This is a genomic window from Streptomyces aurantiacus (genome assembly GCF_027107535.1).
Classification (GTDB): domain Bacteria; phylum Actinomycetota; class Actinomycetes; order Streptomycetales; family Streptomycetaceae; genus Streptomyces.
Genome location: NZ_CP114283.1, coordinates 6510125 through 6532827, shown reverse-complemented (window position 1 = coordinate 6532827; position 22703 = coordinate 6510125). Strand labels below are relative to the sequence as shown.

General features: G+C 71.4%; 11 protein-coding genes and 2 pseudogenes. 12 read left to right on the top strand and 1 reads right to left on the bottom strand.

The window, feature by feature from the left end; genetic code table 11:
* Nucleotides 1-334 precede the first annotated feature (334 nt).
* From O1Q96_RS31205 to O1Q96_RS31165, 10 genes and pseudogenes are all read left to right on the top strand, one after another.
* Nucleotides 335-2227: a hypothetical protein gene (locus tag O1Q96_RS31205; RefSeq protein WP_269251339.1), complete on the top strand. Its 1893-nt coding sequence runs from the start codon at nucleotides 335-337 to the stop codon at nucleotides 2225-2227.
* 97 nt (nucleotides 2228-2324) lie between these two features.
* Nucleotides 2325-3719 carry a hypothetical protein gene (locus tag O1Q96_RS31200; protein ID WP_269251338.1) on the top strand — a complete coding sequence of 465 codons (1395 nt, stop codon included), beginning with the start codon at nucleotides 2325-2327 and terminating at the stop codon, nucleotides 3717-3719.
* A 36-nt stretch (nucleotides 3720-3755) separates the two neighbouring features.
* Nucleotides 3756-6356, top strand: coding sequence for a hypothetical protein (locus tag O1Q96_RS31195; protein WP_269251337.1), 2601 nt, complete (start codon nucleotides 3756-3758; stop codon nucleotides 6354-6356).
* A 29-nt stretch (nucleotides 6357-6385) separates the two neighbouring features.
* A complete protein-coding gene (locus O1Q96_RS31190; RefSeq protein WP_269251336.1) occupies nucleotides 6386-7963 on the top strand; it encodes a VWA domain-containing protein in 1578 nt (525 codons plus the stop codon).
* Between the two features lie 25 nt (nucleotides 7964-7988).
* Nucleotides 7989-9959, top strand: a complete 1971-nt coding sequence (locus O1Q96_RS31185) for a protein kinase domain-containing protein (protein WP_269251335.1) — start codon at nucleotides 7989-7991, stop codon at nucleotides 9957-9959.
* 539 nt (nucleotides 9960-10498) lie between these two features.
* On the top strand, nucleotides 10499-12049 hold the full coding sequence (locus tag O1Q96_RS31180) for a C40 family peptidase (RefSeq protein WP_269251334.1): 1551 nt from the start codon (nucleotides 10499-10501) through the stop codon (nucleotides 12047-12049).
* Nucleotides 12050-12146: 97 nt separating this feature from the next.
* Nucleotides 12147-12359, top strand: a complete 213-nt coding sequence (locus O1Q96_RS44685) for a putative leader peptide (protein WP_419586976.1) — start codon at nucleotides 12147-12149, stop codon at nucleotides 12357-12359.
* 75 nt (nucleotides 12360-12434) lie between these two features.
* Nucleotides 12435-13709: an LLM class flavin-dependent oxidoreductase gene (locus O1Q96_RS31175; RefSeq protein WP_269251333.1), complete on the top strand. Its 1275-nt coding sequence runs from the start codon at nucleotides 12435-12437 to the stop codon at nucleotides 13707-13709.
* Nucleotides 13710-13728: 19 nt separating this feature from the next.
* Nucleotides 13729-15106 (top strand): annotated as a pseudogene (locus O1Q96_RS31170) (NtaA/DmoA family FMN-dependent monooxygenase).
* Between the two features lie 142 nt (nucleotides 15107-15248).
* A complete protein-coding gene (locus O1Q96_RS31165; protein WP_269251332.1) occupies nucleotides 15249-17636 on the top strand; it encodes a SpoIIE family protein phosphatase in 2388 nt (795 codons plus the stop codon).
* Nucleotides 17637-17722: 86 nt separating this feature from the next.
* Here O1Q96_RS31165 and O1Q96_RS31160 read toward each other — a convergent pair.
* Nucleotides 17723-18757: pseudogene (locus tag O1Q96_RS31160) on the bottom strand (RNA polymerase sigma factor); the annotation flags it as partial.
* Between the two features lie 615 nt (nucleotides 18758-19372).
* Between O1Q96_RS31160 and O1Q96_RS31155 the strand changes: the two are divergent.
* Complete coding sequence (locus O1Q96_RS31155; RefSeq protein ID WP_269251331.1) at nucleotides 19373-20983, top strand: glycoside hydrolase family 43 protein; 1611 nt, start codon at nucleotides 19373-19375, stop codon at nucleotides 20981-20983.
* Nucleotides 20984-21424: 441 nt separating this feature from the next.
* Nucleotides 21425-22672 (top strand): alginate lyase family protein, encoded by a 1248-nt coding sequence (locus O1Q96_RS31150; protein ID WP_269251330.1) that lies wholly within the window; start codon nucleotides 21425-21427, stop codon nucleotides 22670-22672.
* Nucleotides 22673-22703: the final 31 nt, after the last annotated feature.

The following is a 22703-nucleotide window of genomic DNA, read 5'->3' as shown; positions in this document are numbered from 1 at the left end:
TGCCCCGGGCGATCGCACCCAGTCGTCACCGATCAACTATGAACGCGTAATTGGCAGGATGGGAATTTATATGGATGTAGATCTGTATCATCTCTCTCCCTTTCATTCATTGGCCAATCGGCCGTGCGTCGGCGGCAATGGAAGCTCGCGAATTAAGGTGACGTCCGCTCAGTGAGCGATAATGTGAAACCGCAATCGGACTGGGGAGTCCGAGTTCGCGATCAGTCATGACGCCCGTCGACGACGGGGTTTCGCATGCCTGATGCACGTGCAACAGCGGTCGGCCGCCCATTCGCACTCCGGGGGCGGAGGCCGTATCGGGGGGTGAGGAACAGTGCAGTCGAACAATGGGGTTGTTTCCGGCGCGGCCGACCTGCAGGCCATGCTCCGTGTCGCGGACCTGCTGGGCGGCGGGCCCGTCGCGTGCGGTGCGGAGACAAGCCGCGACAGCGGCGGCAACGGGCCTGCGCCGCCGGACCGGCATGAGACGGCACAGCGGCTGTCCCCCACCGGTCCGGTGCCCGCCCCCGGAGCCTGGCGTGCTGCCTGGGTGGACGTACTCGCCGAAGAACGCGTCGACCGACGTGAGGCCGGCCTGGGCTGGGTCCTCACCCGTCTCGCCTCCGGCGCCTTTCCGGCCGTCGACCTCCTGGAGATCGGATGCGAGCGACTGCGTCTGAGCCGGCTGACATGCGGATCGGGTGACAGCGGTCCGCAGGTCGTGTCGCTCGCCGAGCGACCGTGGAGCGAACTGCCCTCCGCCGCGGCCGTGTTGCCCCCGGAGCGGAACCAACGGCTTCTGCTGCTCGCGGGCACCGACCGCGACACGCCGGCCGGACACGGGACCGCGATCCACACCACGTTGCAAAAAGTCCTCCACACCGCGGCGAGCGACTTTCTCCGGGCGGCATACCGCGACGAGACGGTGCCACTCGTCCTCGCCGTACGGGCCGCCGGCTGGCAGCCGCTGGAGCGGACGGCCGAAGCCCTGCAGACCAGTTCCCACGCGCAGCTGTGCCTACGGCTGCCCGCGTATTGGCCCATGGCGCCCGACGACCTGTCGGCCGAACTGCCGCTGCCCGCCACCATGTGGCTCGCCGCCGCCCACCTGGACGGCCCGTCAGGAACGGTGGGGCTGGTGCGCCGACCCCTGTTCCGCGCCGGCAGCCGTGCGGGCGAGCGCGGGGCGACCGGCCCGGTCGTCCAGGTCCCGGTCAGCGCTCCGCCGCCGGGCGCGGCCACCGGGGAGAGCGTCGCCGCCGTCGTCCACGCCACCGCCGAGGAGCCGGCCGCCCGGTGGCGTCCGGTGCGCCTGGACCGGCTCGCCCTGCCACCGGGCTCCACCACCACCCTGCGGTACTCCCTGCGCACCGGTCACCGATTGGAACTGGACTGCGAGGGCCACCACGCGCCCGAGGGCACCGACTGGGCCGACCTGGCCGCCACCACCGCCCGGCAGCTCTCCCAGCCCTACCCGGTGGATCTGCTGCTCGCCGTGGAGGTCGCCGGACCGCAGGCCGACGGCGGCACCGTGGGGGAGGAGCGCCTGCAGGAAGCCGCGGCCGTCGTCATCGCCGTACAGGACGCGATCGCCGACGAAGCCACCCTCAGGGTGGGGCTGATCGGCTACCGCGACCACGACCCGCTGCACCGGCCGGGTGACCACGACCCCATCGTCCACCGGGTGGGAATGTGCACAGCCGCGGACGCGGCACGGGTACTGGCCTCCTGGCACCCCTACCCGCTGCGGCACGACTTCGCCACCGGCCTCGAGCATCTGCCCGGTGAGATCCATGCCTGGCGCCCTCTGTGGCGAACCGACAGCCACCGGGTCCTGTTGACCATCGGATCCCGCCCTCCGTACCCGCACGTCCGCCCACCCCGTGTGGTCCAGCGCGGCGCGCCCGTGCGCATCTGCCCCGACCGGCTGGACTGGCAGAGCGAACTGCGGGCGGCACGCCACTACGGAGACATCGCCTGCCTGGCGGTGGTGGACGAACCGGCCTGGATGGACGACCTGCAGGGCGAGCCCCATCTCGTGCGCTGGGCCCACCACGCCTGGCACGCCTTCGGCGCCGAAGGGCGATTCAGTGCGGGCCACGACCCCAAACGGATCGCCTCCGCCGTCACCGCGCCGGCGCTGTGCCCGCCGCACCACGGCGCACCGATCCGTCTGGTGGTCGCCGACGACCCAGCCGGGGACTGGCAGCACGCCACGGCCGACTGACAACGGTCGCCGGTACCCGGTGCGCGCGTCAGGCGCGGACCGCACCACCCCTCGCGCGGCGAACGACGTCCGCCGCCCCTCAACCGGGAGCACCATCATGGCCGACGACACCAGCCCAGCCCAGCCCGGCGGCGACGGCGAGCCCGACCAAGTGAAGGAGGACAGCCAGGTGGAAGGGCCCTTCGCGGTATGGGACCGTTCCACCCACATCGGCGGCCGCGCCGCCCTTCCTCCGCCGCCCGACGCTCCCCCGACCGGCGCGGCCCAGGCCAACGGCTCCACACCCGCCCCCGGGTCCCCAGCCGTCAACGGCACGAAGGAGCGGGGACGGCCGTCCCTCGCGCCCCTGCCCCTCTCCGTATCCGACGGGAACAACCTGCCCGGCGTCTTCCTGGAGAAGGCCGACGAGCAGGAACCGCCCTCGCCCGCCCCCAAGCCCACCAAGAAGGAACGCAAGGCGGCCGCGGAACAACAGCGGGCCCAGGCGACGGGACAGTCCCAGGACCGGGCCGCCGTACCCGAGTCGATCGTCACGCTCTGGGGCGGCATGGAGAGCGGTAAGTCCACGCTGCTGGCGGCACTGTCGAAGGCCCGCCATGACCCGGTGTACGGCAGGTGGAACATCTGGCCGGAGGACCACGTCTCGCGTAAGTTCCTGGGCGACCTGGGCCACATCCTGTACCGCGAACGCCGGTTTCCCCCCTCCACCCTCACCGAGCAGCGGCCCGTGCGCTTCACCCTGGCCGGGGACCTCAGCGACACACCCCTGGCCCGGACGGGACGCAAGTGGTGGCGGCGGGGCACCCCGGCCGAGCCTCAGCCGACCGAGTTCAAGGTCACCGTCCGGGACATGCCCGGGGAGGCGTTCGACCCGCATTCGCAGACCGGCACCCAGCACGAGGCCAAGCTCATCAAGGACCTGGCCGAGTCGCGGGCCATGGTCTACGTCGTCGACCCGGTGCGCGAGTGCCAGGTCAACAGCGACGACCTGGGGGCCAACGCCGACGCCCGCCAGAACGCCGACTTCTTCACCGAGGTCCTGGCCGGTGTCCTCACCGAGACCAACATGCAGGGCGATCGGCGGGGCAATCGCCTGCCGCACCGGATCGCCGTGTGCCTGGCCAAGTTCGACGATGACCGGGTCTTCCGTTTCGCCTGCGCCCAGGGCAACGTCCGCCTCAACCCGCGCACCGGGCAACCCGAAGTGGCCGACGCCAAGCGGCTGTTCGACGGACTGTGCGAGACCTTCCCCAAAGGCAGTCTGCGGGAGATCCAGCAGCAGATCGAGTCCTTCTTCGCCCCGGAGAACGTCGGCTACTTCGTGTGCTCCGCCATCGGTTTCTGGGTCGACCCCGAGCGGGGCTTCGACTTCGAGAACCCGTACCTGATCAACCAGGTGGAAGACAGCGTGCGGTTCGTCGCGGCCCCCCAGCCCATCAACATCCTCGAACCGTTCCTTTTCCTGCGGGGCTACGGCCTCGTGCAGTCCTGATCCGGACTTCGCCACCAGCCGAGGAGAGGAAACGCCATGGAACCGGGGCTGATCGCCGAATGGGCCGTGTGGGGCAAGGAGCCCGGCACCAACGGCGGCTACCAGGTGCTCGCCGCCCACCCGCCCGACCGCAGCGCCGACTTCAACAGTGCCATCCATCACTGGTCACCCGGCACACCGACCCGAGGCGAGCAGCTGCCGTGGATCACCATCGGCTCCACCACTCAGCCGGACGGCACCCCCACGATCGGCGTCTTCCTCCTGGACACCACCGACGCCCTCGACCACGCCAACCGCCCGATCTACCGCATCACCCACCTCGCCTTCCGCTACGACGACGTCCACGCGGCCGGACTGGGCTGGCGTGCCCTCGCCGGGGCCGCCCTGGACGCGGCGCCCCGGCTGGCCGAGCCGGGTGCCGGACCGGCCGTCCTGCCCTTCTCCAACGGCGACCAGTTGCTCACCAGGATCGGCCACCTGGTCACCCCCCGGGTCTCCGACGGCCCGCTGTGGCTGGCAGCCGCCGCGGCCCATCTCCTGGACGGCACCCTGGTCGTCACAGGTGCCCGCGGCTGGCAGCCCCTGGAACTGCTGCTCGTGCTCGACACCGTGGCGGCCCTGCTGCCCTTCGGCATGCGCGCCACCGTGTCCGCCGCCACCTGCACCAGCTCAGGGTCCGACGTTCCCATGCGCCTGTACTGGGGAAACACCGCTGACCCCGGCCAAACCTGCCTCACCTGGGGCCAGAAGGAACCAGACCTCGACGCCCTGTCCCCCGAGGCACGCTCCTACCACGACCTGCTCATCCGCAGCTGGACCGAGTACGGAGGCGAGCGTGTGCTGCAGCACCTGGCCGACTCCCGAGCGCCCCTGGACATCGCCGACCCCTCCGCGCACGTCCGCGCCCGCGAGGTCCTGGCCGCGCTCAACCCCGCACTCGCCGTCGCCCAGGAAGTCCGCGAAGGCCACGAGGTGACCAGCGAGCGGATCGACCTGGCCTTGAGTGAGCAGGAGATCGACGCCGACTCCCTCTCCGTCCTCACCAACCGCAAACTCAAGGACCCCTCCTTCGACCTGACTGTCCTGGCCTCCCACATGGCCGACCCGGACACCGCCGACCAGTACCGCACCAAACTGATCAACGACCTCCTCGACAACAACACCGACGTCGCCCGCGACAACTTCGAAAGCATGCGCGCCGCCCTGCGGGACACCAGGGAGGGCCTGCACCCTCTGGACGGTGCGCTCGCCTGCGTCATCGAGGACATCAGGGCCGACCACGTACAGAACACGTCCGACCCGGTGGCCGAACGGCTCCTGCCGGTCGTGGCCCCGTTCACCCCCGGCACCATGACCCTCACGCAAGCCCTGCTGCGTGCCGTACCCGGCCTCGCGGGCCGACTCGTTCAGGCCCTGTACGAGATGGCGGACCCGGCCGACAGGCTCCGCGCCTGGCTCGAGTGGCTGTGCGACGGCCCCGGCCAGGAGATCGCCGGCCATCCCGAACTGCCTCTGCTGCTCGACCTGTTGAATTCGGGCACCGCTCCGTCCGGCGTCCACCGCAAATGGGCGTCCAAGCACCCGGAAGGCGCCGCGCGACTACTCGAAGCCGCGGTGGTCTGCGGCCGCGCCGACCACCTGCTCCAACCGGACTTCTTCCACGGCCTACTCGACACCGCGCTCCGCACGAGGCCGACCACCACCGGACAGGCGGCACGAACGCCACTCACCCGAACACTGACACGACGGCCCGCCACGGTACGCCCGGAGACCGCGGCACGCTGGGACGTGCTGTGCGCGCTCCACGGCCTGCCGCCCTCGGGCTTCACCACCGCCGTCGAGACCGTGCCGGGGCCCGGCACGCCCCACCCGGCCGGCCGGGTGGACACCTACCTCACCACCCTGTACGCGGCACTCGATCCACGACCCGTACGCCCCGACGCCCCGTCGATCGTCCAGCACCTGCTGGCCGGGGTCCTAGCGGTGGACCCCGACAGCGGCGAGGGGCCGGGTCCGGCCGCCCGTCTTCTGACCTCACGCATCCTGGACCGGTCCGGCCCCTCCGCGCAGATTGTCGCCGACGCGGTGCAGCGACTGGCCACCGAGGCGCCGCGCTGGAACGAAACACCGGAAGACCGCGAGTGGCTCCAGCGGATCGCCGAGCGGCTGCCACTGCTGCGGTCCGCCCTCGCCCTGCGGGAGGTGCACGGGGTCGCGTCGCAGATGTCGGGCACACCCCAGGACTGCGAGACGCTCGCCGCCCAGGCGTACGCGGCCCGCCGCTCCGGAGCGGAGAGCAACGGCATCTGTGCCGCCGTGGAGGCCTGGGCGCTGCGCGGCCGGACCGGCGAGCGGGTCTTGCGCTTCCTCGACGCCTACCGCAGGGAATGGGCCCACTACGTCGGCGACGGCCGTGCCCTGGAGGAACGCGAGGACGTCGAACGCGCCCTCGCCCGGAACGGACACGACAGTGCGGTGCTGCGGCACTACTGCGACCACGCCATCCGAGAACTGAACAACCGCAAGTCCGAGACATCCCGAGAGATCTATCAACTCCAGGAGAAGAACCGGCGGTTCGAGCAGGAGATCGACCGGCTCCGCAGGTTCGCGACCTCCGCAGGCCGCACCCGCATCTGAACCACGCACCACCCAGGGGGACACACTTCATGTCACTGATCCGGGCAACAGCCCACCGTACGCTGCTGATTGTCCTCGCGGCCCTGCTAGCGCTGGCCGGCCAAGCTCCCGCCACAGCGGCGGACCCTCCCGCGTCCCGCGACGACATCTACCGCTCGCTCAAGGTCGACGACGTCCCCGCGGCGTACGTCGTACTCGTCGACGTCTCCAGTTCCATGCAGGACGAGGGACCCGACGGCACCCCCCTCTACACCACGGTCAAACGCCGCCTCGGTGACTTTCTCGACTCCCTGACCGCCGCCGACCAGGTGGCCGTCATCACCTTCGGCCGGGCGACCAGCGTCGTCCACCCCATGTCCCGGGCAGACCGGACCGACGAGCTGATCGACCGCGAACTGCCCAAGAACGCCCAGGAGTCGGCGAGCGACCACGGCGCCGCCCTGGACGCCGCCGCTGACCAACTCGACCGTGGCAAGGCCCCGGTCGGTGCCGTCCTGATGCTCACCGACGGCGCCGTCAACGCGCCCGGCAGTCCCTACGCCAAGCTCGGCAGCCCCGCATGGAAGCGGTTGCAGGACCGCTACGACACGCTGGACGCGGACCGCAGGATCATGGGCTACGGCCTTCCGCTCGCCGAGGGCACCGGCGTGTCCGAGGTCCTCGGCAGCGCCTTCGGCACCCCGCGCATCCTGCCGGTCGACCCGGACGCCCTCGGCTCGCAGCTCAGTGCCGCCAAGGACCAGGTCCGCACCCAGAAGGCGGTCAGCCTGCTGCGCGCCGACCGGGGCGCCGCCGTCACCGTCTCAGTCGCAGGCAAGGACGTACACCGTGCCGGTTCCGGACACGTCACCGTGTCGGCCGGCGACACCACCGGCCAACGAACCCGGGCCCTCGACATCACTTTGCGATCCACAGCCCGGCACGTGCCGCTCACCGTCCGACTGACGGGCACCGGCGACGCCACGATCACCACGCCCGGCGGCCCCATCACCTTGCGGCCGGGGCAGAGGAAGACGGTCCGAGCGACCCTGACCTGGCATCAGGAACCCCGCTTCAGCCTGTTCCCGGTCTCACACGACTACGCGAGCCAGGCGGCCCTGCGCGCCCAGGTGACCTCTCCCTGGACCTCCACGATCCGCGGCTCGCTGGCGGAGGGCACGTTCGCCACCGGCAAGCCCGTGGTCTCCGAACTCGACGTACGGGGTAGCGTCCCCGGCCGGACACCGGGCTGGCTCTACCCCCTCGTCCTGCTCGTCCTGCTGCTCGGCGCCGCAGCCTGGCGGCGCCGCCACAAGGAGCTCCACCCCGAACTCTCCGGCTTCCTCGTCGTCACCGACCTGCGCACCGGCCAGCGGCAGACCGTCCCGCTCCGTGGCCGGGAAGTCGACCAGGACACCGACGCCGGACAGGTACGGGCCCGCATCTCCGTGCGTGGCCGGCAGGAGAGTGGCCGTCTGGTCCTCGTCCTGACCTGCGAGCGGGAGGCGGCGCGTCCCGGCGGGGCACAGCTGAGCGACACCGGAACCTGTGAACTCGGCAAGTCGACGGTGCTGTGCGGCATCGGTATCTCGCACGAGACGACCTCCGAGACAGCCGTCCTGCAGTGATCCGCCCGCACGAAAGGAGGCCGACATGGTGACGCCCCTGGATCCGCACGGCGACCCGTCCGAGGCCGCGGGCTTCCGGCTGGTGGGACGACTGGGGAACGGCGGCTTCGGCACGGTCTATCTCGGCCGACGCCGAAGTGAAGGCCACGGCCCGGACACGTTGGCCGCTGTGAAGCTCCTCAAGAGCCAGTTCACCGAGGACGCCCAACACATGCAGCGCTTCCACCAGGAGAGCAAGGCACTGGAGCGATGCCGGGGCGCCCGGATCCCTGAGTTGCTGGCCTTCGACTTCGCGACGGGCCGGCGGCCCACCTTGGCCTCCCGGTTCATTCCCGGCCTGCCGCTGTACCGCATCATGGAGGCACACGGCGGCCCGTTGCCCCCGGACATCGTGCACACGGTGGCCGCGGAGCTCGTCGACACCCTCACCACCGCACACCACAAGGGGCTCCTGCACCGGGACCTGCACCCGGGAAACATCCTGCTCACCCCGGACGGGCCGTGGATCATCGACTTCGGGCTGACCCGGATCCGCGGCCAGCAGGTCACCCTCACGCTGGACATGGTCATCGGCCACCCGCACTTCTGCGCACCCGAACAGATCCAGGGACTGGCCAGGACCGGACAGGCCACCGACGTGTTCGGCATCGGCGCCCTCATGCTCCACGCCCTCACCGGTCACCCGCCCTACACCGTGGAGAACGACACCCGGGCCATGCTCGTGCGCCGCATCACCGGTGCTGCTCCCGACCTGTCCGGCCTGCCCGACGACACCACCGGCCGGCTCGTCCGCGCCTGCCTGGCGGAGGAACCGGCCGACCGGCCCCGACTGGAGGAGGTCGCGGCAAGCCTCGGCCAACCCGGCGCGCTGCGGCTGCCCGCCGACGTCACCCGCGCCCTCGCCGCCCATCGCGCACAGCTGGGGGACGTCCTGTCCGAGGCGGGCGACACCGCCGACCTCACCGTGCCGTTCCGGCCCGGACGGCGCAGCTGGAGCACCGAGGTCGGCGACTGGCCGCACAGTGTCGTGGCCACCGAGGACGGCATCGTGGTCACCGCCGACCGCGGCGGAACCGTACGCTGGCTGGACGCCACGACAGGCGAGGAGAAGACCCGCCAGACCGGCTTCACCGCCCCCGTTCACCTGTGCACCGACGGGGATGTACTGCTGGTGTACGACTCCGGTGACCGGCTGGAGTCCTGGAGCACCCGCGACCGCCGCCAGTGGTGGTCGGCTGCCCCGGGCACCCTCGGCCGCGCCCGGGTGCTGCTGCGCGGGCAGAGCGTGTTCCTCGGGGACACGGACGGCATCCTGCGTCACTTCGACGCGATCACGCGCCGCATGTGGTGGCAGAGCACACCCCTGACGGACGCCTCGGGTGTCCCGGCCGTACCCGTCGCCGTGGGCCCGCACCAGCTGTACCTGCTCGCCGCGCAAGGACTCGACCTCCACTCCGTGGACGACGAGCACGGCGCACCGGTCTGGAAGACACCTGCCCGGCTTCCGGCACCGGTGCTCGCGCCGCCGTTGCCGCTGGATGAGCACCTGCTTCTCGCGGACAGCCAGGGCACCCTGCGATGTCTCGCCACGACCGACGGCTCCACCGTCTGGGAGACGCGACTGGGAGCCCCCGTGGTCACCTCGCCCGTCCGCGTGCAGGACACCGTCGTCACAGCGGACACGGCAGGCGCCGTGCACTGTCACGACGTGGCGACCGGGGACCTCGTGTGGCAGGGGCAACACGGCCGACGCGAGGAGTTCTTCACCCTGTGCACGGACGGCACTGCGGTCTACGCGGGCGGCTGGAGCGGCCGGCTGCAGCTGCTGGACGCGGCGGACGGTACCTCGCTGCAGAGCATCGACCTGGGCGGCCAGATCCTGGCGACTGCCTGCGCGCCCGGTGGCCGCAGTGTGCACGCCGCCTCGTCGTCGGGAGCCCTGCATGCTCTCCCTTGCGCCCCGGGACCAGGCATGAACGGCGCCTTGACCCGATGAGCGACCTTCCGTTCCTGGGGGCCAAGGGGTCGCCGGTTCACGTCCTGCCGTCCCGACAGAACGAAGGGTCTTCACAGGCGAAAGCGTGTGGGCCCTTTTTCGTGCCGCGCCGACCTGTGCCGCGAACCGCGAACGTCCGGGCGCGGCTCCCGAGTTCGGCACCTCGGCACGCCAACGTGTCGCGCCGGGTGACGGAGTGGTCGCAGCGAGATGGTCAACCCGGGAATGTCTCCTTCGGGTACGACGAAGGTCACATTTACATATCGGACACTTCGCACATCAATCTTCACACGAGACACACATGTTGGTTAAGTTGACTGTCAGGTCGTACGACTCCCTCCGGTGAACCTCGCCGGGTCGCGCGACCTCCGCCGAATCCGGCACGCCCACGCGGCAGCCGGAGCCGGGATCCAGTCGACTTTGGGGTGCATCGGCCCAACTGCCCAGCGGGCAGAGGCCGTAGGGCATGCCTTCCGGAACAGTCCGCCCGGACCCGAACAGTCGACCCGGCAGGCGGAGCACGGAAGGAGTTGTCTCCCATGGCGCCGGAACGAACGCCGCGCACCGGAGGCCCCAGCCTCCCCGGCATGTCCCGGTCCGCCCTCGTGAAGGCGGCCCCCACTTCCGTGGATCAGTACTCCCCGGCCGGCAGTGCCGTGCCCGCCCAGAGAGGCGACGAGCCGAGCCGCGAGGAGGTCCAGCAGCGGATCGCCAACCTCTACGACCGGGTCGAGAGCGCCTCCGGGAACTTCAACGCGACGCGCGCGATGGCCGTGGTGAAGGGTGAGGCCGTCAAGCCGAAGGCCGAGGGCCGGGCCGGGCGGGCCACCGCTGCCGCCGCCCCTCTGGCGGACGTCGCGAAGCAGTGGTTCGACGTGGGACGCGCGCAGTTGGGCCCGGCTTTCCCGGCGGTGCTCCCGCCGGACCGCGGGCAGAGCGGTGCCCGGTCCGCCGGCCCGGGAGGACGCGCGGCAGGCGGAGCGGGCGGCCGAGGACGCGAGGCGGCCGACAAGCCCGTCCTGGAGCTGACCGCAGGTCCGACCGCCGGAGCCGGCGCCGGGCCCGTGGCCGAGCTGACCGCGGGGCCTTCGGCCGGGGGCCTCCCCGCGCTGCCCGCCGTTCCGGCGCCGCGGCAGGAGGCCGACAGCGCCCCGTCCGGGCCGGCTGCCGGACCGACACAGGCGTCGTTGAAGGCGTCCAAGCAGCGGATGCAGCGGAAGATCGGACAGGCCCGGGAACTGCTGTCCGGGCACGTCGCCCGCTCGGCCGCCCCGATCGCGGCGATCGAGTCCGGGCCGGCCGGAGCCGCCTGGCGCCCCGCCGGGGAGCAGATCCTCCCCGGGATCGGGCAGACCCCGTGGCAGGAGTCGCCCACCGCCTTCGGAACCGGTCAGTACACCGGCGGTGAGTTGTACGCCGGCACGGACACGCGCGTAGGCGCCGACATGCGTGCCGGCACGGACATGTACACCGGCGCAGGCATGTACACGGGTGCGGGCGTCGCCGCCGACCAGCACCTCGGCAGCGACATGTACCTCGGCACGGACCGGTACGCCGGCACCGGCACGTATACCGACACCGGCGCGTACCTCAGCACGGGCGCGTACGCCGGCACCGGCACGTATCCCGGCACGAGCCTGTACGCCGACACGAGTACGCCCCTCGGCACGGGGAGCGCCCTCGATACGGGCGTGCCCCTCGGTGTGCAGGGCGTGTCCGACGCCGGGTACGGCGGAAAGGCCGCCAGGGCCGTCGACTTCGCGCGCGGGCAGATCGGCAAGCCGTGCGTCTGGGGTGCGACCGGACCCGACTCGTACGACTGCTCCAGCCTCACCCAGGCTGCCTGGCGGGCCGCCGGAGTCGCGCTCCCGCGTTCCGTCCACGATCAGGCGACGGCCGGCACGGCGGTCCCCGTCGCCGACATGCGGATCGGAGACCTGGTCCTCTTCCACGGCCACGTCGGCCACATCGGCCTCTGCACCGGCAACGGCATGATGATCCACGCCCCGAGCCCGGGGGCGGCCATCCGCGAGGAGTCGGTCTACTGGGCGGGGGAGTCGGCGATCCAGGGCGCGGTCCGGCCCGCCTGAGTCCGTACCGCGAAGCGGCCGGGAGGAAGAACGGCGGGGCCTGCCGGCCGACAGCAACTCCCGGCCGCCGGAAGAAATCCGGCGGCCGTACTGTTGTGTGCGTCGACGAGCGGTGCCCGGTCACGGGACCGCCGACGAGGCCGCCCGCACCCGGGTCCGCCGAACCGTGAGGACGGAGGTGACGCACGTGCGACCGAACCCCGTGCCCCGCCTCCATGTCCCGAAGCTCGCCCCGCGGCGTCGCGTACGCCTCTACTCCCGGCCGCACATCGACCTGTTGCGTTTCGCCGGCGCGCTCTGTCGCCCCTGACCCGTATCCCGCGCAGCCGCCCCCTCCCACGAGGGCCGGCTTTCTCGTACGGTCGATCAGGAAGGCACACCTCTCGTGTCCTCAGCACCTTCTGCCCTGCCCTCACCCCTGCCCGCGTCCACGCCCTCCTCACTGCACCTCGCCGTGGCGCTCGACGGCGCCGGCTGGCATCCGGCCGCCTGGCGCGAACCGGAGGCCCGCCCCCGCGACCTGCTCACCGCCGGATACTGGGCGGACCTCGTCACCGAGGCCGAACGCGGCCTCCTCGACTTCGTGACCATCGAGGACGCCCTCGGCCTCCAGTCCTCGCACCCCACCGAACCCGACGAACGGACCGACCAGGTCCGCGGCCGCCTCGACGCCGTCCTCATCGCGGCCCGCGTCGCCCCGCTGACCAGCCACATCGGTCTGATGCCGACCGTGGTGGCCACCCACACGGAGCCCTTCCACATATCGAAGGCCATCGCCACCCTCGACCACGTGAGCACCGGCCGTGCGGGCGTACGCGTCCAGGTGTCGGCCCGCCGGAACGAGGCCGCGCACTTCGGGCGCCGCACGCTCCCCCGGTTCCGCGTCGAGGACCCGGACAGCCCCGCGCTGCGGGAACTGACGGCCGACCTCTTCGACGAGGCCGCCGACCACGTCGAAGCGGTACGGCGACTGTGGGACAGCTGGGAGGACGACGCGGAGATACGGGACGCCGCCACCGGCCGGTTCATCGACCGGGACAAACTGCACTACATCGACTTCGAAGGCAGGCACTTCAGCGTCAAGGGGCCCTCGATCACACCCAGGCCGCCGCAGGGGCAGCCGCTCGTCGGCGCGCTCGCCCACGAGAGCGTCACCGGGGCGCCGTTCCGCCTGCTGGGCCGCTCCGCCGACCTCGGGTTCGTCACCCCGCACGACGCCGCACAGGCCCGGACGACCGTCGCCTCGGTGCGCGCCGAGCAGGACGCGGCAGGCCGGGCGGCGCAGCCCCTGCACCTCTTCGGCGACCTGGTCGTCTTCGTGGACGACGCTCCCGGCGAGGCGGCGGCCCGCAGGGAGCGGCTCGACGGCACCGCCGGACACCCGTACACGAGCGACGCCAGGATCTTCACCGGCACACCCGCCCAACTGGCCGATCTGCTCCAGGAGTTGCATCAAACAGGGCTCGCAGGCTTCCGTCTGCGCCCCGCTGTCGTCGGCCACGACCTGCCGGCGATCACCCGCAGCCTGGTTCCCGAACTCCAGCGCCGGGGCGCCTTCCGGCACGCGTACGAGGCCGACACCCTGCGGGGACTGCTCGGGCTCACCCGCCCGGCCAACCGCTACGCCGCCGCTGCCGCGGACGCCGTCACCACCGCCTGAGCCGGAAGGACCCACGACCATGAGCAGGCCCCGCAAGCAGATCCACCTCGCGGCCCACTTCCCCGGCGTCAACACCACCACCGTGTGGAGCGACCCCGCGGCCGGCAGCCACATCGAGTTCAGCTCCTTCACGCACTTCGCACGCACCGCCGAACGCGCCAAATTCGACTTCCTGTTCCTCGCCGAAGGCCTGCGCCTGCGCGAACAGGGCGGCAGGATCTACGACCTGGACGTCGTCGGACGCCCCGACACCTTCACCGTCCTCGCCGCGCTCGCCGCCGTCACCGAACGCCTCGGACTGACCGGCACCATCACCTCCACCTTCAACGAGCCCTACGAGGTGGCACGTCAGTTCGCGAGCCTCGACCACCTCTCGGACGGACGGGCCGCCTGGAACGTCGTCACCTCCTGGGACGCCTTCACCGGTGAGAACTTCCGCCGCGGCGGAAGTTCTCCCGCAGGAGGAGCGCTACTCCAGGGCCGAGGAGTTCCTGGCCACCGCGAACGAACTCTTCGACTCCTGGCCGGCGGACGAGATCGTCGCCGACCGGGCCACCGGCAGGTTCCTGCGCGACGCGGAGGCCGGAGCCTTCGTCCACCGGGGGCGGCACTTCGACATCGAGGGACGCTTCAACGTCCCGGGCTCCCCACAGGGCCGCCCGGTGATCTTCCAGGCCGGCGACTCCGAGGAGGGCCGGGAGTTCGCCGCCGCGAGTGCCGACGCGATCTTCAGCCGCTACGCCACCCTGGAGGAGGGCCAGGCGTTCTACACGGACGTCAAGGGCCGCCTGGCCCGTCACGGCCGCAGGCCCGACCAGTTGCTGATCCTGCCCGCCGCGACCTTCGTCCTGGGCGACACGGACACCGAGGCGGCGGAACTGGCCCGCGAGGTGCGCCGCGGGCAGGTCAGCGGGGCGACCGCGCTCAAGCACCTGGAGTTCGTCTGGAACCGCGACCTGTCCGCGTACGACCCGGACGGCCCGCTGCCCGACATCGACCCCGACCCCGGCGAGCACACCCTCGCACGCGGCCGGGCCCAGGTCCGCATGTACCGCGACCCGGTGGCCACCGCCCGCGAATGGCGCGAGCGCGGGGCGGCCAACAACTGGTCCATCCGCGACCTGGTCATCGAGACGGGCAGCCGGCAGAACTTCGTCGGTTCCCCGGACACCGTCGCGACGGCCATCGACGACCTCGTCCAGGCCGACGCCGCCGACGGGTTCATCCTCGTCCCGCACCTCACCCCCGGCGGTCTCGACGCCTTCGCCGACACCGTGGTCCCGCTCCTTCAGGAACGCGGAGTGTTCCGCACCGAGTACGAGGGCTCGACCCTGCGCGACCACCTCGGCCTGGCACTGCCCGGCGCCGGGGCCCGGGACGAGCGGGCCGCCTCGTAGGGCTCCCAGGCGTCCGGCCGACCCCGTACGTCACGGTCGAGGGGCCGCCGCCGCCCGCGCGGCGGCTCCGGGACGTCCGTCGACCGCGAGGCCCCCGGCATCCGGCTTGATGTGAATGCCGAATGGGACCATTCTTGTACACATGGTGACATTGCCGCGCGACGGAAAGCGGGCGGCCACGGCCGGTGACGCCATGGCGGTGGTCGACGTGCACGGCACGGTCACGGGCTGGAGCGACGGGGCGCGGCTGCTGACGGGCTACGCCGCCGCGGAGGTCACCGGACGGCCGGCGGCCGAGCTGGTGGACGGCGAGCCCCGGCCGGCCTGGCTGGCCCTGCGCAGGAGCGGCAGCGCCGTCGTGCCCGTACGGCGCTGGGACGGGCGACGGGCCGAGCTGGCCCTGCGCATGTGCCCGCTGCAGGGCGCCAAGGGAGAGCCGCGGGGGTACGTGATCACCGCGGCGCCCGACGAGCGGGGCCGCGACCTGGGGGAACAGGCTTTCCGGCAGGCGTCGATGTCCATGTCGGTCTTCGACACCGAGCAGCGCTATCTGCGGATGAACGACACGGCGTGCCGGGTCATGGGCGCCCAGGAGGCGGAGTTCCTGCACCGGTTCTTCCCCGACACGGTGGAGGACGCCGAACACAGCCGTGGCTTCCTGCGGCATCTGCGCAAGGTCGTCGAGACGGGCGGGCCGGTCCACTACGAGAGCTGGACCCGCGCGCCCTCGGGGCTGCGCATGCACGCGTGGAACATCGAGATGTGGCCGGTCAACGACCCCTCCGGCGAACTCGTCGCCGTCGCGCTGGCCGCGTTCGACAGCAGTGAGCAGCACTGGGCACGGCAGCGGCTCGCCATCCTGAACGACGCCGCCGCCCGCATCGGTACGAAACTCGACGTCATCCACACCGCACGGGAGCTGGCCGAGCTGGCGGTCCCCAGGATGGCCGACTTCGTCAGCGTCGACCTCCTGGACTCGGTGCTGCAGGGCGAGGAACCCGCGGTCGGCCCCGTGGGCGACGAGGTGGAGCTGCGCCGCGTCGCCCACCACTCCCACAGCGCGGGGGCCCCGGAGGCCTCGATCGACCTGGGCGCGGCGGACGTCTACCCGGCGTTCTCCCCGACGGCCCGCGCGCTCGCCACCGGCGGTGCCGTGGTCACCCGGACCGGCGAGAAGGACGTCGACGAGTGGCTCGCGCTCGACACCGCCCGGACCGTGAACCTGCGGGAGGTGGCCGCCAACGAGTTCTCCCTGATGGCCGTCCCGTTGGTGGCACGCGGTACGACGCTGGGGGTGGCGGTCTTCGTACGGCTGCTCACCGCCCAGAGCCCCGATCCCTTCGACAGCGACGACGTGACACTCGCGCAGGAGCTGACCAGCCGCGCGGCCGTCTGCGTGGACAACGCGCGCCGGTACACCCGGGAGCGCACCACGGCTCTCGCCCTCCAGCGCAGTCTGCTGCCCCAGGCGATGGCGGGGCAGGCGGCGGTCGAGTTCGCCTCCCGCTATCTGCCGGCGCTGTCGCAGGCCGGAGTGGGCGGCGACTGGTTCGACGTGATCCCGCTGTCCGGGACCCGGGTGGCACTGGTCGTCGGGGACGTCGTCGGACACGGCATCCACGCCTCCGTCACCATGGGCCGGCTCCGCACGGCCGTCTGGACCCTCGCCGACGTCGATCTGCCCCCGGACGAGCTGCTCACGCACCTGGACGACCTGGTCGGGCACCTGGCGGCCGACGAGAGCTCGATGGACGGGGAGATCGGCGCCACCTGCCTGTACGCGGTCTACGACCCGGTGTCCCGCCACTGCACGATCGCCTCGGCCGGACATCCGCCGCCCGTCCTGCTGCTCCCGGACGGAACGGTGGAGGTCGTCGAGGTCGCGGCGGGGCCGATGCTCGGGGTCGGAGGGCTGCCGTTCGAGGCCACCGAACTGGACCTGCCCGAGGGCGCGGTGCTGGCCCTCTACACGGACGGCCTGGTCGAGGCCCGCGATCTCGACGTGGACGCGGGCACCGCGGCGCTGTGCACCTCCCTGGCCGCCCCGGCCCGCAACCTCGAGGACGCGTGCGACAACGTCCTCAAGGCCCTGCTCCCGGAGCGCCCCGCCGACGACGTGGCCCTGCTCCTGGCCCGCACCCGCGCGCTGGACGCCGGGCAGGTGGCCGTCTGGGACCTGGAGGCCGATCCCGCGGTGGTCGCGACCGCCCGGCAGTACGCCACGGAGCAGCTGACCCGCTGGGGTCTCGACGAGGCCGCGTTCGTCACGGAACTCGTGGTGAGCGAGCTGGTCACGAACGCCATCCGGTACGGCGGTGCCCCCATCCAGCTGAGGCTCATCCGTGACCGCGCCCTGATCTGCGAGGTCTCCGACGCCAGCAGCACCTCGCCGCACCTGCGCCGGGCCCGCACGTTCGACGAGGGCGGCCGCGGCCTGCTGCTCGTCGCCCAGCTCACCGACCGCTGGGGTACGCGCCCCAGCGGCGCCGGGAAGACCATCTGGGCCGAGCAGGCACTACCGGTGCAGTGACTCGGCGGTCCGCGCGCACCGGGGCTTCGCCGTTCCGGCCCGGGTGCCGGACCGGTCACGGCTCAGCCGAGGAATCCGGCCACGGCTCAGCCGAGGCCCACGTAGTCCTGCAGCGCCTGCGAACGGGAGGGGTGACGCAGTTTCGACATCGTCTTGGACTCGATCTGGCGGATGCGCTCACGGGTGACCCCGTACACCTGGCCGATCTCCTCCAGGGTCTTGGCCTGGCCGTCCCGGAGCCCGTAGCGCAGGGTGATGATGCCCGCCTCGCGCGGGGTCATGTGGGACAGGACGGCCTGGATGGTGTCCCTGAGGAGATGGAACGTGACCGTGTCGAAGGGGGAGACGCTCTCGCTGTCCTCGATCACGTCACCCAGTTCGGTACCGCCGTCCTCGCCCAGAGGCAAATGCAGCGAGACCGGTTCCTTGATGTATCCGTCGAGTTCGATGATCTTCGAGACGGGGAGATCAAGTTTCTCGGCGATGAGCTCCACCGTGGGTTCGACACCCAGTTCCTGGAGCAATTCCCGGCGAAGTCTGGCCACTTTGTTGATCGCTTCCACGGCGTGGACCGGAATGCGGATCGTGCGACTCTGGTCGGCCAGGGCACGGGTTATCGCCTGCCGGATCCACCAGGTGGCGTAGGTCGAGAACTTGAATCCCTTGACGTAGTCGAACTTCTCGACGGCGCGGATCAGGCCCGTGTTGCCCTCCTGGACCAGGTCCAGGAACGTGAGTCCGCGCCGCGCGTAGCGCTTGGCTATGGACACGACCAGCCGGAGGTTCGCCTCTATGAGGTGGGACTTCGCGCGCCGCCCGTCCTCGGCGAGGGCTGCCAGCTCCTGCCGGAACAGCGCGTCCAGGTGCGGTTCCTCGTCGAGGCGCCGCTCGGCGAACAGGCCGGCCTCGATCCGTTTGGCGAGGTCCACCTCCTGTTCGGCGGTGAGCAGGCGGACCCGGCCGATGACCTTCAGATAGTCCCGCACCTGGTCGACCGAGGCGCCGTCGGACCTGAGGACCGGGTCCGGGCCGTCGGACTCGTCGTCCGTGGGCAGCGGAAGCATCTGCTCCTGGGGCTCTGTCTCCATCGCGCTCAGCATCTCTTCCCGGGCCTCTGTCCCCGCGCACACGCAAGCAATGTCAACCAGGGCCACTCGGCCCTCGGAAACCCCGAATTCTCGTATTCCTCTTTCCGTCCCATAAAGGTACACCCGCCCGGGCCGCCGGTGGCGGGCCTGAATTGCCGCAAAATGCGGGTGAGATGTATCACGTGTTCTGCGTGGTTGATTTTCTCGGCCACTCGTGAACCCACCTTTCGCCGGCCGCACGGTACCGAGCCGGGCGGCGGGGGAGGCGTACTCCACGACCGCGCATGATCACAGCGGCCTCCCGAGGGCGTTCCGGCGGCCTCCGCTGCACGCGGGCGGAGCGAAAGTTTCGAGTAGCGGTGCCCCCGCGACAGAAGCGTTGACCCCGTGACAACCGGTTCCTACATTGAGCGCGCCTCGACACGGCGTGAGGGAACGGCGATTGCTCCGGTCCCTCCGCACCGAAGCCTCTCGGAACACAGAACGCTTCGAAGCTTCTCGGAACACAGAACACGGAACACGCAGACCGACGCGCCGCACGCGGGAACAGAGGGGTGAAGGCATGGAACACCACGTCGGCCAAGGGGTTCGGGTGGCGGCAGGCGTCGCGGCCCCCGCCCGCACGGCGTCCGCCCGCGGCGGACCCGCATGACCGCGGGCCGCATACGGAATCCCGTGCTGCCGGGATTCCACCCGGATCCGAGCATCGTGCGCGTCGGCGCGGAGTACCTCCTCGCCACCTCCACCTTCGAATGGTTCCCGGGCGTACCCGTGCACCGCTCGACCGACCTCGTCCACTGGGAGCCGACCGGTCACCTCCTGGACCGGCCCGAACTGCTCGACCTGCGCGGAGTCGCCGACTCGGCGGGCGTGTGGGCGCCCTCCCTCTCGCACCACGACGGGCTGTTCTGGCTCGTCCACAGCATCGTGCGGACCGTCGGGCACCCGTACAAGGACGTCGACAACTTCCTGATCACGGCTCCGTCGATCGAGGGCCCGTGGTCGGATCCGGTGTTCCTGAACTCCTCGGGCTTCGACCCGTCGTTCTTCCACGACGAGGACGGCCGCAGCTGGCTGCTGAACATGCAGTGGGATCCCCGCGACGGGCATCCGTCCTTCGCCGGGATCCTGCTCCAGGAGTACGACGCCCGCGAACAGGCCCTGATCGGGCAGCCGCGCACCATCCTCACGCACGAGGAACTGATCGAGGGGCCCAACGTCTACCGGCGCGACGGCTGGTACTACCTGATGCTCGCCGAGGGCGGCACCGGCTGGAACCACGGCATCCTGATGGCCCGTTCCCGGGACCTGGCGGGCCCGTACGAACTCGACCCGCGGGGCTCGCTGCTGACCACCCGCGACGACCCCGACTGGCCGCTCCAGAAGGCGGGCCACGGCGAGCTGGTCGAGACGCCGGAAGGGGAGTGGTACCTCGCCCACCTGGCCTCCAGGCCCGTACGGACGCCCGACGGGCCGCGCTGTGTCCTCGGCCGGGAGACCTGTCTGCAGCAGGTGACCTGGACCGACGACGGCTGGCTGCGGCTGACGGACGGGGGACGGCTGCCGGGCCTGGAGGTCCCGGCGCCCAGGGGACCCGTGCCGGGAGCGGTGGCCGCCCCCGTCGTCCGCGACGACTTCGACTCGCCCTCCCTGCACGGGTACTGGAGCACGCTTCGCACGCCCCCGGCCTCCGACTGGCTGTCCCTCGGCGAGCGGCCGGGGCATCTGCGGCTGCGCGGCCGGCAGAGCCCGCACTCACGGTTCGACCAGAGCCTGGTCGCGAGACGGCTCACCTCCGTGCGGTGCGAGGTGACGACGGTCGTCGACTTCCACCCGGGGCACTACACCCAACTCGCGGGCCTCATCTGCTGGTACGACACCTCGACGCACTACTACCTCCGCCTCACGCACGCGGAGGGCAGGGGCCGCGTACTGGGGGTCGTCCTCACCGACGACGGCGTCTACGGAGAACTGCCGGACAGTGAACTCGCCACGGACGACTGGGAGTCGGTCCACCTGCGGGCCCGCTTCGACGGTGCGCACCTGCGCTTCTCCGCGTCGCCCGACGGCACGCACTGGCATCCCGTCGGCCCGGTCCTGGACGCGACCAGACTCTCCGACGACTACGGGGACCGGCTGCGGTTCACCGGCGCGTTCGTCGGCGTCTGCGCGCAGGACCTGGGCGGGACCCGGACCCCGGCCGACTTCGACTGGTTCGAGATGCGGGAGCTGGACGATCCGGAGCGGCCGGGCCCGTAGCCGCCCCTGCCGCCCCATGGTGTGCCGCCCGTTCCCGGACCGTGGGCGTCACCGCCACGACCGGGGTCCCTGCCGACGGATCGCCTCCGGCACCGAAACCGTGACCTTTCCGAACCGAGCAGTACGGGCGGGCCGCACGTACTACTGCTCGGTCTCCGCCACCCATCCGCAGGAGGCAAGCGGCAGCAGCTCGGGGCGGGTGGCGGAGACCGCCGGCCTCCGCCACGGCCGGGCCCCCACACTCTTCGACCGGCCGCCTCCAGGGCGCCGGAACCCCCTTCGCACGTGGGCCTGTCGGTCTGCCTCCGCAGCCGTCCGGTCCGCCGCACCTCCGAGTTCGACGAGGTGAGCATCACCCCCACATGAGTGGTCCCGGGCGATCGGGTGCGTTGCCGCACCGCCCGGTACCGCTGATCCTTCACTGGATTGGAGATGCACGCAATGAGCCGCACATCCCCCCACCAGCACCCCTCCGGCGCGCAGTTGGGCCGCCGTGGTCTCCTCCGGGCCGCCGGTGGACTCGCCGCCGCCCTCACAACCGGCGCCTGCGCCACGGCGCTCGGCGGCAGCACGGCAGTGGCCGCCCCCGCGCCCTTCACCCACCCGGGCATGCTGCACGCCTACGGCGAGCTCAACCGCGCCAAGGTACGGGTCGCCGCGGGCGACGAGCCGTGGCTGTCCGGCTGGAACCGGTTGACCGCCAACTCCCGCGCCGCCAGTACCTGGACACCGCGTCCACAGGCCACAATCGTCCGCGGCGGCAGCGGAGAGAACTACGGCATCCTCTACAACGACATCCACGCCGCCTACCAGAACGCCCTCCGCTGGAAGATCGCCGGCACCACCGCCCACGGCGACACGGCACGCGACATCCTCAACGCCTGGTCGGCCACGCTCACCACGGTCACCGGGAACGCCGACCGCTTCCTGGCCGCCGGGATCTACGGCTACCAGTTCGCGAACGCCGCCGAACTCATGCGTGGCTACACCGGGTTCGACCTCGGCCGGTTCAAGGCGATGATGCTCGACGTCTTCTACCCGCTCAACCACCAGTTCCTGACCCGGCACAACGACGCCTGCATCACCAACTACTGGGCCAACTGGGACCTGTGCACCATGAACTCGGTCCTCGCCATCGCCATCCTGTGCGACGACGCGGCCAAGTACGACCAGGCGGTGGACTACTTCAAGAACGGCGCGGGCAACGGCTCCCTCACCCACGCCGTGCCCTTCCTGTACGACTCGCAGGGCCTCGCCCAGTGGCAGGAGAGCGGGCGCGACCAGGGGCACACCATGATGGGCATGGGCCAGATGGGCGCCTTCTGCGAGATGGCGTGGTCACAGGGCGAGGACCTGTACGGCTACGACGACAACCGGTTCATGAAGGCCGCCCAGTACGTCGCCAGGTACAACCTCGGGCAGGACGTGCCGTTCACGACGTACACGTGGGGCACGGGCCAGAACTGCGCCCAGCAGTCGCAGACGGTGATCTCCTCGTCGGGCCGCGGGCAGGTCAGGCCGGTCTGGGACATCCTGCACCACCACTACGCCCGCAGACGGGGACTGCCCGTCCCCTACATCACCGCCATGGCCGAGAGCGTGCGGCCCGAGGGCGGCGGGGGCGACTACGGCACGAACAGCGGCGGATTCGACCAACTCGGCTTCGGGACGCTGATGTACGCCAAGTAGGGCACGGTCGGTACGCCGTGCGCCGCGGGCC